Here is a 12,706-nt window from a genome sequence, read left to right as displayed (position 1 = left end):
TAAAAGCACTACCCGTCAGGCTGGTGGCGACCAGGCCCATTGCCGAAGCCATCAGTAGCGCTGGCGGCGTTAGTTTTGATGCTATTGACGGACATTTGATGCTGCGTGCCCTTCCTGGGATATTTTGTGCAGGTGAAATGCTGGACTGGGAAGCGCCAACCGGGGGATATTTGCTTACCGCCTGCTTTGCCAGCGGACGAATGGCAGGAGCAGGGGTATTGAGATGGCTGAACTTTCAAGAGCGCCCCTTCTCCCGCAGGGAGAGGGCATTTTTAGAGGTTCCCTCAAAACAAAACGTTGAATATTGATTTTGTTTGCAAAGTAATTCGTCGATTTCTTGACCGAAAATTAAGTAATGCGATAATAGATCCTAACATTGAGTCGAAACAACCCACTACGTACTATAGTCATTTAAAGCAAATGATAGAAAACCTAACACCCCAACAAGCCTGGGAGTTACTTCAGCAGAATACTTCCGCAGTTTTGCTGGATGTACGTACGCAAATCGAGCATGCTTATGTGGGTCATCCCATAGGAGCAGTCCATATCCCCTGGAAAGAAGCCCCCAGCTGGGAATTAAACCCCAACTTTGTTGCCGATGTTAAAAAACTGGTTCCAAATACAGATGCGCCCATTTTGCTCTTCTGCCGTAGCGGACAACGCTCGTTAAGCGCCGCAAAAGCCTTGGAAACTGCGGGTTACAAGCATCCCATTAACATCATTGACGGTTTTGAAGGCTCGCTAGACCCCCATAACCATCGTGGCAATCTAGGCGGCTGGCGGTTTTGTGGCTTGCCTTGGCAACAAAGTTAACCCTGCATTCTGTGTTAAACTGAGCCTAACTACTGAATAACCACCGGCTACCAACGCTGTAACATCCTAATCATTCCATTCTTCACCTATTTTAGCCAGATTATTCACAATCATCTGGTAATCCATCAACCCCTAGAACACACCTAAAGTGATCGAAAATTTAAGAAATATTGCCATTATTGCCCACGTAGACCACGGTAAGACCACACTGGTTGACAAGTTGTTACAACAATCTGGAACCTTTGCCGCACACAGTAAGGTGACCGAACGGGTTATGGACTCCAACGACCTGGAGAAGGAACGCGGTATAACCATTTTGGCAAAAAATACCGCCCTGGATTGGAATGGCTACCATATCAATATCGTCGACACCCCCGGCCATGCCGATTTTGGCGGCGAAGTCGAGCGAGTGCTGTCGATGGTCGATTCAGTGCTGCTCCTAGTGGATGCCGTAGACGGCCCCATGCCGCAAACCCGCTTTGTCACCCAAAAAGCCTTTGCCCTGGGCTTAAAGCCTATCGTCGTCATCAATAAAATCGACCGTCCGGGTGCGCGGCCTGACTGGGTCGTCGATCAAACCTTTGATTTGTTTGACCGTTTGGGGGCGACCGATGAACAACTGGATTTTCCTATCGTTTATGCTTCGGCAATCAATGGTTACGCGGGTTTGGATCACAACATAACCGAAGGCGATATGACACCTTTGTTTGAAACGATAGTCGCAAAAGTCAGTCCGCCGCCCGTTGATATGGACGGCTCATTTAAAATGCAGGTTTCCAGCCTTGATTACAACACCTATGTCGGCCTTATTGGTATTGGCCGTATACAGCGCGGCAGTATCAAACCCAACCAGCCATTGATTATTGTCAATCGAGAAGGTGTCGAGCGCAAGGGTCGCATGTTGCAAATTTTTGGCTTTCATGGGCTAGAGCGTGTTGAAGTGCCTGAAGCCCGTGCCGGCGACATTATTGCTTTTGTCGGCATCGAAAAGCTGGAAATCTCTGACACTCTCTGTCATCCCGATGCGGTAGAAATCATGCCCCCGTTATCGGTAGATGAGCCTACCGTGACCATGACGTTTCAAGTCAACAACTCACCCTTTGCCGGGCGGGAAGGTAAATATGTCACTACCCGGCAAATAAGTGACCGACTCGATAAGGAATTGCAACATAACGTCGCCTTAAAAGTTGAAGACACGGGAGACCCTGATAAATTTAAAGTATCGGGCCGTGGTGAATTGCATTTGTCGGTCCTGATTGAGAACATGCGCCGCGAAGGTTTTGAAATGGGCGTATCGCGTCCAGAAGTTATCGTTAAAGAAATTGATGGTAAAAAGTGCGAACCCTTTGAAATGGTCACCATTGAAGTGGAAGAAATCCACCAGGGCATCATCATGGAAAAAATGGGTGAACGTAAAGGCGACCTGACCAATATGGTCCCTGACGGCAAAGGCCGCATTCGTCTGGAATATACGATGCCTTCACGCGGCCTGATTGGTTTCCAGACCGAATTTATGACGGCAACATCAGGTTCTGGTCTGCTCTACCATGTCTTCGATCATTACGGCCCGATGAAAGCGGGTGAAGTGGGCAATCGTCTACGCGGCGTGATGGTTTCAATGGTGGCAGGCAAAGCCGTCACTTATTCATTGCATCCCTTACAGGAACGCGGCGAATTGCTGTTAGTCAATGCCGATGAAGTCTACGAAGGCATGTTGGTGGGCTTACATTCCCGCAGTAATGATTTATGCGTCAACCCCTGCAAACCGAAACAACTGACTAACGTTCGCGCGTCAGGCACCGATGAAAGCCTAGTGTTGGCACGGATTCAAAAAATGACTTTAGAACAAGCCTTGGAATTTATTGCTGAAGATGAACTGGTAGAAGTCACGCCGAAATCTATTCGGTTGCGCAAGAAGCTGTTGACTGAAAATGAACGAAAAAGAGCGGCGAAAGGTTAGTAGGGGCAATCCCTCGTGGTTGCCCTAAAACATGTTAAGGCTTTCACTAAGGAAAAAATAAAGCCCCGGCGCGTTGCACGAACGGGGCTTAAGTCGCCTGCTTGGTTAGCTTTGGGGACCCATCGATGGCAACATCCAGTTGACAATACTTCATCCGTCTTCACTTTTGACGACGATTTCATTGTCTCAAGAAATCTGCCTAAAAAATGCAGGTAAAAGCGTAACTTGATGTAGTCCCAAGATTACTTGTATGATGGCAAGCAATTCTCCGTATAAGTAAATGAAATTTTCGTCCCGGAACTTGATTATTTTGTATTTTAACGAACAAAACAGCCTCTTCTACTACAATTACTGAAATCTAAAGATAACTCCTTGTAGAATTAAAACCTTAACAGATTAAAATATAGATGATAGATCAGTGCGTAGGTTGGGTTGAGGCACGAAACCCAACAATAGAAGCGGCTCGATGTTGGGTTACGCTCACGCTAAGCCAACGATACGGCAATTTAAAGTTAAACTCTATTGTGGTATTACATCTCTATCAAAGCCGAATTACAACCCTAACAAGCAAACCATAAGATAATGGATCAGCGTACTGCCAGGATCGAGCGCAACACCCTCGAAACGCAAATTAAAGTCAATATTAACCTCGATGGAACTGGAAAATCCTCATTTGCCACGGGCGTTCCCTTTCTTGAACACATGCTTGACCAGATTGCCAGACACGGATTGATTGATATTGAAGTCGCTGCCAAAGGCGATTTGGAAATTGATGCCCACCATACGGTAGAAGATGTAGGCATTACCCTGGGGCAAGCCTTCGCACAAGCCGTGGGGGACAAAAAAGGTATTGTTCGATACGGCCATGCGTACATCCCTTTGGATGAAGCCTTATCCAGAGTTGTCGTTGATTTTTCCGGTCGTCCGGGCTTGGTGTATGACGTTAAATTCCCCCGATCCACGATTGGCAGTTTCGACGTTGATTTGTTTCGTGAATTTTTTCAGGGTTTTGTCAATCATGCAGGTATTACCCTGCACATCGACAACCTCAAAGGTTCTAATGCCCATCACGTTGCGGAAACCATTTTTAAGGCAATGGGACGTGCCTTACGGATGGCTGTCGCCATTGACCCCAGGATGGCAGGCATGATGCCATCAACCAAAGGTAGCCTTTGATTTTTAGCCTGTCCTGACTTTTCGCCTCACATGTCTTCAGTTGCTGTCATTGATTACGGTATGGGTAACCTGCATTCCATTGCAAAAGCCTTGCAACATGAAGAACCTGAGTGCGACGTACGAGTTGTCTCCAGTGCTGAAGCCATTTTGGATGCGGATAGGGTTGTGTTTCCGGGTGTCGGCGCGATACGCGACTGTATACAAGCGCTTAATCAATCAGGATTATCCACAGTTATTGCTGACGTTGCCAAAACAAAACCATTTTTAGGTATTTGTCTGGGCATGCAGGCGTTGCTGACGGATAATGAAGAAAACGGCCATACACAGAGCTTGAACATTATCCCTGGTCACGTTGTCCGCTTTCCTGAACCCTTACATGATAGCAACGGCAATATCTTGAAAATTCCGCACATGGGCTGGAATCAGGTACATCAGGCGCAACATCCGTTATGGGAAAACATTCCGCAGGACAGCCGTTTTTATTTTGTACACAGTTACTATGCCAAACCTGATGTAACTTCCGTCATTGCCGGAACGACCGAATATCCGAATGCATTTGCATGTGCGCTCGCGCAACATAATATTTTTGCCGTACAATTCCACCCCGAAAAAAGTCAGGCCGTGGGTTTACAGCTACTGAAGAATTTTTTGCACTGGGATGGACGGCTTTGAATAACCTAACTATTTGACCATGCTATTTGCTGCTGAGGATTCACTTGTATGTTGCTAATACCCGCAATTGATCTTAAGGAAGGTAAGTGTGTCCGCTTACGGCAAGGCCGAATGGAAGATGACACGGTATTTTCCGATGATCCGGTTGCCGTGGCTGGTCGGTGGGTAGCGGCAGGGGCAAAGCGCATTCATTTGGTGGATTTGGATGGCGCATTCGCAGGCAAACCACGCAATGCCGATGTAATTCACGCCATCGTGGCAGCTTACCCCGATGTACCTGTGCAGATTGGCGGTGGTATCCGCGATGAAGAAACTATCCAGGCTTACCTTGACGCTGGTGTCGAATACGTCATTATCGGCACTAAAGCGGTCAACGCACCGCATTTTGTCAAAGATATGGCGATTGAATACCCAAGGCGTATCATCGTCGGGCTGGATGCCAAAGATGGCAAAGTCGCCATCGATGGCTGGTCTAAACTGTCCCGCCACGATGTGATTGACTTGGCTCAACTCTTTGAGGAAGACGGCGTTGAAGCCATAATCTATACCGATATTTCCAGGGATGGCATGATGCAAGGGGTCAACGTGGAAGCTACGGCAAAATTGGCACGTGCTATTCGAATTCCCGTCATTGCTTCCGGCGGAATAACCTCATTGGCTGATATCAGGGCTTTGGGCGTTGTTGCGGGCGACGGCATTATGGGCGCCATTACCGGCAGGGCGATCTACGAAGGGACGCTGGAGTTTGCCGAAGCCGCAAAACTGGCTGAATCCTTTGCCCAATGAGCCTGGCAAAACGCATCATCCCTTGCTTGGACGTCGATAATGGCCGCGTCGTTAAAGGCGTAAAATTTGTCGATATCCGCGATGCCGGCGATCCGGTAGAAATTGCCAGACGTTATGACCGGGAAGGGGCGGATGAAATTATCTTCCTCGATATTACCGCAACCCATGACAACCGGGACACGATGGTTCATGTAGTCGAGCAAGTTGCCAGCGAGGTGTTTATCCCGCTGACGGTCGGCGGCGGCATTCGTACCTTGGACGATATTCGCCTTATGCTCAATGCCGGTGCGGATAAAGTCAGCATTAACAGCGCTGCCGTATTTAATCCCGATTTTGTCCGTGAAGCCGCTGAACGGTTTGGTTCACAATGTATAGTTGTAGCCATAGATGCCAAAAAAGTCAGCCAACAAGACGAAGCCAACCGTTGGGAAATTTTTACCCACGGCGGACGGAAAGGCACGGGCATAGATGCGGTAGCGTGGCCTAAAAAAATGGTCGAATACGGCGCAGGTGAAATCCTATTGACGAGCATGGACAGGGACGGCACACGCATCGGTTTCGACCTGCCCTTAACCCGCGCCATCAGCGAGGCGGTTTCCGTACCTGTAATAGCCTCAGGCGGTGTCGGTAATCTGGATCATTTGGTTGATGGCATTATTGAAGGCAAGGCCGATGCCGTGTTGGCCGCCAGTATTTTTCATTTTGCCGAATATACCATTCAGCAAGCCAAAGAACGGTTGGCTGAACGTGGTATAGAGATGCGCTTATGAACACCTCATGGTTGGATGAAATAAGCTGGACAGCCGAGGGCTTAGTCCCCGTCATCGCACAAGATAACGCATCCGGTAAAATCCTGATGTTTGCCTGGATGAGCCGGGAAGCACTGGCACTCACCCTAGCAGAAAGCTATGCGGTGTATTGGTCGAGATCGCGCAATAAATTGTGGCGCAAAGGCGAAGAATCTGGGCACAAGCAGCGGGTTATCAGCGTATTTCAGGATTGTGACGAGGATGTAATCTTGCTGAAGGTTGAACAAGAAGGCGGGATTGCTTGTCATACGGGCAGGGAAAGTTGCTTTTATCGCCAACTAATCGACACAAAGTGGCAAGCCGTTGAGCCTGTTTTAAAAGACCCAAAAGCGATTTACAAAAATCATGAGTGACATATTGCAACAACTGGCGCAAGTGCTGGAGCAACGTAAACTGGAACCGTCAGACAAATCCTATGTTGCCGGCCTTTACGCAAAAGGCTTGGATACCATCCTGAAAAAAATTGGTGAGGAAGCCACGGAAACAATCATTGCGGGTAAAGGCGGCGATAAGCAACAGATTATTTATGAAACCGCCGATCTTTGGTTTCACTGTATGGTGCTGCTTGCTAGTCAAGATCTTGGGCCAGATGATGTGTTATGCGAGTTACAACGGCGTTTTAGCCTGTCCGGGCTGGATGAAAAATCGCAGCGCAAAAGCTAGGTAAATAGTATATTGTGCTTTCTTGAGTAAACATTGCGGGAGCTACAATGGGCATCAGTGTTACAAAATTGTTGATCGTATTGGCTATTATTGTCGTTATATTTGGCACTAAACGCCTTAAGAATGTTGGCGCTGATCTGGGCGTGGCAATCAAAAACTTTCGTTCCGCCATGCGCGACGAGGGAGAAAAAGATGCCGCCAAAAACGACGAAGATAAGCCCATAGACGGTGAAGTGACTTCCAAAAAAGGCGATAACGGCTGATATGTTTGATATAGGCTTCTCGGAACTTTGCATGGTCGGGCTGGTGGCCTTGCTCGTCATAGGGCCGGAAAAATTGCCTAAAGTTGCCAGGGTGGCCGGGTTTTGGATAGCAAAATCGAAACGGATGATGGCTGCCGTCAAACAGGAAATCAATGAAGAGTTCCAAGCGGAAGAACTCCGCCAAGCTCTAAAAAATCAAACCGGGATCAATGAGTTTCAAAAAATACTTGACGATACCTCTAATGATCTACGTTCCATTAAAGACTCAATCAACCAAAGGCCAGAAGCCACCAGCTTGACGCAAAAGAACCTTGAACGGGATGAGCAGCAATAATTCTAAAGAGGGCCTCGAGCAATCCGAACAAACTTTTATTAGCCACCTTATAGAACTACGCAATCGCTTGCTACGCGTTATTTTGTGCATACTGTTGGTATTCCTGGGCCTAACGACTTACGCCAACCAGATTTACAGCCTAGTGGCCGGGCCCTTGATGAAGCACATGCCCGAACATAGCACCATGATTGCTATCGATGTGGCCTCGCCGTTTTTGACTCCATTCAAGCTTGCGCTGGTCGCCGCTGTATTTATATCGATTCCCGTCATACTGTATCAATTTTGGGCATTTGTCGCTCCGGGCTTGTATAAGCATGAACGGCGCATGATATTGCCGCTGATGATCGCCAGCACCTTATTATTCTATATAGGCGTGGCGTTTGCTTACTTTGTGGTATTCCCCTTGGTTTTCGGTTTTTTGACCGCAGCAGCACCCGTCGGTGTTGCCGTCATGACAGACATCACCAAATATCTGGATTTTGTGCTGACCATGTTCTTTGCCTTCGGCATCTGTTTCGAGGTACCCATCTTCACTATTGTCATGGTCTGGACAGGTTTAGTCACCCCCGCCGGACTTGCTGAACAACGCCCTTATGTGATTGTGGGGGCATTTATCATTGGCATGTTACTGACCCCGCCCGATGCTATTTCCCAGACATTGTTAGCTATCCCGATGTGGCTGCTATTTGAAATCGGCTTGTTATTTTCCAGGATATTTGCCCGCAAGACAGATGTTGAAACTGGGACTCAACAACAGGCAATTGAAAAAAAGGAAGATTAGAGAAGTTTTTTTATTTTGCCTGACATAAAAGCTGGCTACATTGAACTGCCAAAGCCAAGTACCCTACCTGATATAAATTCCACACGGTAACTTTCACACAAAATTTGTGACAAAGTTAACAAAAAAATTGACTTTTTATATTGTTTAATAATTAGAAATAATTCGTTTATTATTTAGGGTATTGTCTCAAATTACCATGCATCTATACTGTCCACCATACCATCAGCAAAGGCTTTGCCGACTAGCCCGATACTGAATAATCCGCTTTCTAACTTTAATTGAGGCTTAACAATGAGTACCTTAATTAAACAAAGACATATTGATAGGGCTGCTGTTCATCACTGGAATCTGGAGCTTTATTTCCGCTCAGTTCATATTCTCAACCGTGCTATTTGCAAGCGCTGCCATTTACAGCAATATGGCGATGCACACCAACGAGACACGTTAATTATCTTCATCTGTGTGTCGTACCTGCAAGCAGAACTCCCTCATATCTCTGCTTGATTTTTCGCCTCCCTCTGTGGCAACACATCGGGAGGTTTTTTTTGGCCTTGATTTTCGATAGGTGCGGCAGATGCCACAATACCGCGTCTCCATAACAAATCTTCGACATCGCATTGCGGCACATAACCGGTAACCGCATATTTTAAAATCGCCCTGACACGTTCAAAATCCTCATTCTTGGTCGCTTTTTCAAGCGTAGTAAGCAACGTTTCCAGCTCCGCCCAGGAAATTACCTGTTCTTCCGCACGCATGATACGTTTATGCGAGGTTCCAGAAACATTGTCACCTATCAAAAGTTCTTCATAGAGCTTTTCCCCTGGGCGCAGGCCAATAAAACTGATCTCGACCTCTCCTTCAGGATGCTTATCGTCTTTCACTTCCAGGCCACTTAGATGGATCATTCGCTTTGCCAGATCGGTAATACGAATGGGGTCGCCCATATCCAAAACAAAGACATCCCCGCCTAAGCCCATAGCACCTGCCTGAATGACGAGTTGTGCGGCTTCGGGTATTGTCATAAAGTAGCGGATGACCCTTTCATCGGTGACCGTGACCGGCCCACCCAGGGCTATCTGTTCCCTAAACAAAGGCACCACGGAACCAGAAGAATCCAGCACATTCCCAAACCTGACCATAGTGAAACGGGTCTGGTGCTTATCGTTGGCATCCTGACTCAACGCTTGCAAAACCAATTCGGCAAATCGCTTGGTAGCGCCCATCGTATTGGTGGGCCTTACTGCCTTATCGGTTGAAATTAACACAAATGTTTCAACCCCTGCGCCAATGGCAGCTTTGGCAGCATATAACGTACCAAAAATATTATTCCAGATGGCCTCCCCTGGGTTCTTCTCAACCATCGGCACATGCTTATAGGCTGCGGCATGATAAATGGTTTGCACCGCGAATGCCTTACAGACCCTTTCCATTCGCCCTGCATTTGTAATTGAGCCGAGTACTGAAATAATTTCTATTTCATTTTCAAGACTTACTTTAGCGCATTGCTCATGCAATTCCTTTTCAATCGCATACAGTGCGTATTCACATAACTCAAAAAGAACCAATAGCCTGGGTTGCAATTGTATAATCTGGCGACAAAGCTCCGAACCTATCGACCCGCCCGCTCCAGTCACCATCACCACCTTGCCGCTAATATTGGCCGATAACAACGAGGTATCAGGAGGCACCGAATCCCGCCCCAAAAGATCAGCAATATCAATTTCTTGCAGCGCATCAACCTTCACTTTACCTTGGGCAATATCAGACAATCCGGGCATCGACATGACATGAACCGCAAAAGGTTCCAGCAAACGGATGATTTCACTCTTTCTTGATCGCGTTGCCGAAGGAATTGCCAGCAACACATAGGAGAGCTTATGCCTTTCAATCAAATAACTTAACGAGTTCAGGGGGTAAATACGCAAGCCATTGACTTTTTGCCGATGTAACGTGGGATCATCATCTATAAAAGCCACTGGCCTGAATTCACGGCCATGATCCAATGCGGATGCCAGTTGAATGCCCGCGCTACCGGCACCGTAAATAACGACATTATTTTGATAGTGCCTTTCTAAACGACTACCGCCACTTAAACTAATATAAGTCTCGCCCAACCACCAGCGCACAAAAAAACGGCTACTGGCGACAAGTGCCATCATATTTAACCAATTTAAAGGGGGTACTGTCCGAGGCATTATTTTAACGCCAGATTGATACAATATGACCGCAAAAACAAGGGCATACAGTGTAGATGCCTGAATAATCGTCCATAAGGCCCTGACTTCCATATAGCGAATAATCGCCCGATATAACCCTAGCCTTAAAAAAATGGGTATCGCTATAACTGGAGCTACAGCAAACAAATACCACATCTCGCCTTTGGGTACATAAAACACACCCAGCCGTAGAGAAAACGCCCCCCAAATAGCCAGCAATGCAAAAAAAGTATCTGCACAAATCAGTATGATGGTCTTTGTACGCCTGGAAAGGCTTATAAACCAGTGAGCTAATTGTATTTTCATTAAACCGACTCTTTATCGATAGCAGTTGCCAAACCATATTTTCGGTAAAGCAAAATCCGTTCTTTATCTTTCATCCGTTTGACCCTTTCAATGAGAAACCCCCTACGCCTCGAATCACCTTGAGAAGGGTTAACCATATAACATAAATGTCAAATCCAAAAGATTTTCTTTGCAAATATTCTTCATCAAGACTGACTTTTTGTGGTATCGGCCAAAGGTTTGCCACGGCTGCCTTTTTCACAGGCGTGGCTGCCGATCCTTGCGTCGACCAGCCATTGTTCTTGAGCTTCGGAGCGGCAGGCACTGTCTGCATACGCTGGGCGCTTGTTGCCGTCCATCGAGGCTTTGATCGAGCAGCCCGTCGAACACCTGGCTGTCATGTAGTCGTCTTCGTGCGTGTTGCGCTGCTGCTGCACTTCGATAAAGGTGGCGTCTCGACCATCTGCTCGGCACGGACAGCATAACCTTGTGGGCGGCCAATTGATGATGGAAGCCTGCGAACAGGACATAGACCAAGCCCTTCAGCTGTTCACGGAACAACCGGACGGTCCTGGTGTCCGACACCCGGCCTTCCAGTTGCAGACCCAAAAAACGCATGAAACTGAAGCAGTCACCAACACTGGTATTCAAACCGGTCATCCGACAGATTGTGCAGATGCCGTGGCACCAGCACCTTGAACATCAGTACCACGTCAATGGGCTTGGCTCCCACCTTGCCCTTCCTGTCCTTGGCATGCACCCGGCCGAGGCCAGGCTGGAACGCCCACAGGCTATCCGTGCCTCCAAGCCCACCAAGGGATCGCCCATTTCAGTGAGTTGCGTGGCGCGTTCTTCTACGTCGCACATCCAGGTAGAGTGGTTTCATCGGCTGAATGTCTCTGGCGGGATTAGCGTTATAATCTCTCATTGATTTACTATCTCGGTGCGACCAAAGCTCGGGAAGAATAGTGGAATTTTTAGAGATGCCCAAAAGTCAGTGCACTTATGCACTGATCTGGCTTCTAGGTTAACGGCTTAATAATAGTGTGCCAACGCCTTGGTTAGTAAAAAGTTCCAGTAACACAGCGTGTTCAACCCTGCCGTCAATAATATGCACCCGGCTTACGCCGCCCTTGATGGCATCGGTGGCACAGCGGGTTTTTGGGATCATTCCGCCTGAGATAGTGCCATCAGCAATCAGGTCGTCTATGTCGTTCAGCGTTAGCCCGGTTAATAGGCTGCCTTGTTTGTCGAGGATACCCGGCGTGTTGGTCAATAAGATCAATTTCTCGGCTTTCAATATTTCGGCCACTTTTCCAGCGACGAGGTCGGCATTGATATTGTAAGATTGCCCGTCTTCACCCACGCCAATGGGCGCAATAATGGGGATAAAGTCACTACATCCAAGCATATTAACGATAGCGGGGTCGATACTGCTGACTTCGCCGACATGTCCCAAGTCGATGATTTCCGGCGTTTCTAGGGAGGTAAGCCCTGACTGCTGAACACCCGACTTATCCCGGATGCCAATACGAAGTTTTTTTGCCCGGATAAAATCGCCGTCTTTTCCGGTCAAACCTACCGCCTTGCCGCCGTTCCGGTTGATAAGGTTGACGATTTCTTTGTTGACCAGCCCGCCTAACACCATCTCAACAACGTCCATGGTTTCGCTGTCGGTCACTCTCATGCCATCGACAAAGTCTGTGGTTTTGCCGAGTTTTGCTAGCAGTTGACCAATTTGCGGGCCACCGCCATGAACCACAATCGGATTCAGGCCGACCAGCTTCATCAATACGATATCCCTGGCAAAGCTGTTTTTAAGGTCTTCATCGACCATGGCATTACCGCCAAATTTAACGACTACTGTTTTGCCTTTAAAACGCTGGATGTACGGCAAAGCTTCGATTAATACGTCAGCAATCAGATGAGCTGCCCTCTTTTCCATTTT

17 protein-coding genes are annotated in these 12,706 nt (G+C 47.6%); 15 read left to right on the top strand and 2 right to left on the bottom strand.

Annotated elements, in window-relative coordinates:
- From ACLQ6D_RS14370 to ACLQ6D_RS14310, 13 genes are all read left to right on the top strand, one after another.
- Window positions 1-308 (top strand): NAD(P)/FAD-dependent oxidoreductase (locus ACLQ6D_RS14370; protein WP_411728002.1); only part of this gene is annotated, 308 nt, incomplete at its 5' end.
- A 112-nt stretch (window positions 309-420) separates the two neighbouring features.
- The gene (locus ACLQ6D_RS14365; RefSeq protein ID WP_411728001.1) at window positions 421-813 is read left to right on the top strand and encodes a rhodanese-like domain-containing protein; all 393 of its coding nucleotides are present in this window, start codon (window positions 421-423) and stop codon (window positions 811-813) included.
- Between the two features lie 148 nt (window positions 814-961).
- Window positions 962-2,773 (top strand): translational GTPase TypA, encoded by a 1,812-nt coding sequence (gene typA, locus ACLQ6D_RS14360; RefSeq protein WP_411728000.1) that lies wholly within the window; start codon window positions 962-964, stop codon window positions 2,771-2,773.
- Window positions 2,774-3,355: 582 nt separating this feature from the next.
- Window positions 3,356-3,949, top strand: coding sequence for an imidazoleglycerol-phosphate dehydratase HisB (hisB, locus tag ACLQ6D_RS14355; RefSeq protein WP_411727999.1), 594 nt, complete (start codon window positions 3,356-3,358; stop codon window positions 3,947-3,949).
- 30 nt (window positions 3,950-3,979) lie between these two features.
- A complete protein-coding gene (gene hisH / locus ACLQ6D_RS14350) occupies window positions 3,980-4,621 on the top strand; it encodes an imidazole glycerol phosphate synthase subunit HisH (protein ID WP_411727998.1) in 642 nt (213 codons plus the stop codon).
- A 48-nt stretch (window positions 4,622-4,669) separates the two neighbouring features.
- Window positions 4,670-5,407, top strand: coding sequence for a 1-(5-phosphoribosyl)-5-[(5-phosphoribosylamino)methylideneamino]imidazole-4-carboxamide isomerase (gene hisA / locus ACLQ6D_RS14345; protein WP_411727997.1), 738 nt, complete (start codon window positions 4,670-4,672; stop codon window positions 5,405-5,407).
- Window positions 5,404-6,177, top strand: a complete 774-nt coding sequence (gene hisF, locus ACLQ6D_RS14340) for an imidazole glycerol phosphate synthase subunit HisF (protein ID WP_411727996.1) — start codon at window positions 5,404-5,406, stop codon at window positions 6,175-6,177. Before hisA ends, hisF begins: the two co-directional genes overlap by 4 nt.
- Window positions 6,174-6,569: a phosphoribosyl-AMP cyclohydrolase gene (hisI, locus tag ACLQ6D_RS14335; protein WP_411727995.1), complete on the top strand. Its 396-nt coding sequence runs from the start codon at window positions 6,174-6,176 to the stop codon at window positions 6,567-6,569. Before hisF ends, hisI begins: the two co-directional genes overlap by 4 nt.
- The gene (locus ACLQ6D_RS14330; protein ID WP_411727994.1) at window positions 6,562-6,879 is read left to right on the top strand and encodes a phosphoribosyl-ATP diphosphatase; all 318 of its coding nucleotides are present in this window, start codon (window positions 6,562-6,564) and stop codon (window positions 6,877-6,879) included. The genes hisI and ACLQ6D_RS14330 overlap by 8 nt, the downstream gene beginning before the upstream one ends.
- Before the next feature lie 47 nt (window positions 6,880-6,926).
- Window positions 6,927-7,142 (top strand): Sec-independent protein translocase subunit TatA, encoded by a 216-nt coding sequence (locus tag ACLQ6D_RS14325; protein ID WP_411727993.1) that lies wholly within the window; start codon window positions 6,927-6,929, stop codon window positions 7,140-7,142.
- Between the two features lies 1 nt (window position 7,143).
- Window positions 7,144-7,476 carry a Sec-independent protein translocase protein TatB gene (gene tatB, locus ACLQ6D_RS14320; RefSeq protein ID WP_411727992.1) on the top strand — a complete coding sequence of 111 codons (333 nt, stop codon included), beginning with the start codon at window positions 7,144-7,146 and terminating at the stop codon, window positions 7,474-7,476.
- Complete coding sequence (gene tatC, locus ACLQ6D_RS14315; RefSeq protein WP_411727991.1) at window positions 7,463-8,257, top strand: twin-arginine translocase subunit TatC; 795 nt, start codon at window positions 7,463-7,465, stop codon at window positions 8,255-8,257. Before tatB ends, tatC begins: the two co-directional genes overlap by 14 nt.
- Window positions 8,258-8,548: 291 nt before the next feature.
- The gene (locus ACLQ6D_RS14310) at window positions 8,549-8,761 is read left to right on the top strand and encodes a hypothetical protein (RefSeq protein WP_411727990.1); all 213 of its coding nucleotides are present in this window, start codon (window positions 8,549-8,551) and stop codon (window positions 8,759-8,761) included.
- Here ACLQ6D_RS14310 and ACLQ6D_RS14305 read toward each other — a convergent pair.
- The gene (locus ACLQ6D_RS14305; protein WP_411727989.1) at window positions 8,746-10,779 is read right to left on the bottom strand and encodes a polysaccharide biosynthesis protein; all 2,034 of its coding nucleotides are present in this window, start codon (window positions 10,777-10,779) and stop codon (window positions 8,746-8,748) included. The two genes, ACLQ6D_RS14310 and ACLQ6D_RS14305, sit on opposite strands and share 16 nt — an antisense overlap.
- 146 nt (window positions 10,780-10,925) lie before the next feature.
- On the opposite strand from ACLQ6D_RS14305, the gene ACLQ6D_RS14300 reads away from it, so the two are divergent.
- Together ACLQ6D_RS14300 and ACLQ6D_RS14295 are read left to right on the top strand one after the other, a co-directional pair.
- Window positions 10,926-11,243, top strand: coding sequence for a hypothetical protein (locus ACLQ6D_RS14300; RefSeq protein WP_411727988.1), 318 nt, complete (start codon window positions 10,926-10,928; stop codon window positions 11,241-11,243).
- Window positions 11,244-11,374: 131 nt separating this feature from the next.
- Window positions 11,375-11,689: a hypothetical protein gene (locus tag ACLQ6D_RS14295; protein ID WP_411727987.1), complete on the top strand. Its 315-nt coding sequence runs from the start codon at window positions 11,375-11,377 to the stop codon at window positions 11,687-11,689.
- A 96-nt stretch (window positions 11,690-11,785) separates the two neighbouring features.
- Here the strand turns inward: ACLQ6D_RS14295 and argB are convergent, their stop codons facing one another.
- A complete protein-coding gene (gene argB / locus ACLQ6D_RS14290; RefSeq protein ID WP_411727986.1) occupies window positions 11,786-12,703 on the bottom strand; it encodes an acetylglutamate kinase in 918 nt (305 codons plus the stop codon).
- Window positions 12,704-12,706: the final 3 nt, after the last annotated feature.

Source organism: Methyloglobulus sp. (assembly GCF_046714055.1).
In the GTDB taxonomy this organism is placed as follows: domain Bacteria; phylum Pseudomonadota; class Gammaproteobacteria; order Methylococcales; family Methylomonadaceae; genus Methyloglobulus.
The sequence above is the reverse complement of the archived record's forward strand: the minus strand, read 5'-3'. Positions and strand labels throughout refer to the sequence as shown.

What these genes read in the sequence shown, in the direction of transcription:
- ACLQ6D_RS14325 (WP_411727993.1), top strand. Translation starts at nt 6,927, where the DNA reads ATGGGCATCAGTGTTACAAAATTGTTGATCGTATTGGCTATTATTGTC.
- hisB (WP_411727999.1), top strand. Translation starts at nt 3,356, where the DNA reads ATGGATCAGCGTACTGCCAGGATCGAGCGCAACACCCTCGAAACGCAA.
- ACLQ6D_RS14295 (WP_411727987.1), top strand. Translation starts at nt 11,375, where the DNA reads ATGAAACTGAAGCAGTCACCAACACTGGTATTCAAACCGGTCATCCGA.
- hisA (WP_411727997.1), top strand. Translation starts at nt 4,670, where the DNA reads ATGTTGCTAATACCCGCAATTGATCTTAAGGAAGGTAAGTGTGTCCGC.
- ACLQ6D_RS14330 (WP_411727994.1), top strand. Translation starts at nt 6,562, where the DNA reads ATGAGTGACATATTGCAACAACTGGCGCAAGTGCTGGAGCAACGTAAA.
- ACLQ6D_RS14300 (WP_411727988.1), top strand. Translation starts at nt 10,926, where the DNA reads ATGTCAAATCCAAAAGATTTTCTTTGCAAATATTCTTCATCAAGACTG.
- tatC (WP_411727991.1), top strand. Translation starts at nt 7,463, where the DNA reads ATGAGCAGCAATAATTCTAAAGAGGGCCTCGAGCAATCCGAACAAACT.
- tatB (WP_411727992.1), top strand. Translation starts at nt 7,144, where the DNA reads ATGTTTGATATAGGCTTCTCGGAACTTTGCATGGTCGGGCTGGTGGCC.
- argB (WP_411727986.1), bottom strand. Translation starts at nt 12,703, where the DNA reads ATGGAAAAGAGGGCAGCTCATCTGATTGCTGACGTATTAATCGAAGCT.
- ACLQ6D_RS14305 (WP_411727989.1), bottom strand. Translation starts at nt 10,779, where the DNA reads ATGAAAATACAATTAGCTCACTGGTTTATAAGCCTTTCCAGGCGTACA.
- hisH (WP_411727998.1), top strand. Translation starts at nt 3,980, where the DNA reads ATGTCTTCAGTTGCTGTCATTGATTACGGTATGGGTAACCTGCATTCC.
- ACLQ6D_RS14310 (WP_411727990.1), top strand. Translation starts at nt 8,549, where the DNA reads ATGAGTACCTTAATTAAACAAAGACATATTGATAGGGCTGCTGTTCAT.
- hisF (WP_411727996.1), top strand. Translation starts at nt 5,404, where the DNA reads ATGAGCCTGGCAAAACGCATCATCCCTTGCTTGGACGTCGATAATGGC.
- hisI (WP_411727995.1), top strand. Translation starts at nt 6,174, where the DNA reads ATGAACACCTCATGGTTGGATGAAATAAGCTGGACAGCCGAGGGCTTA.
- ACLQ6D_RS14365 (WP_411728001.1), top strand. Translation starts at nt 421, where the DNA reads ATGATAGAAAACCTAACACCCCAACAAGCCTGGGAGTTACTTCAGCAG.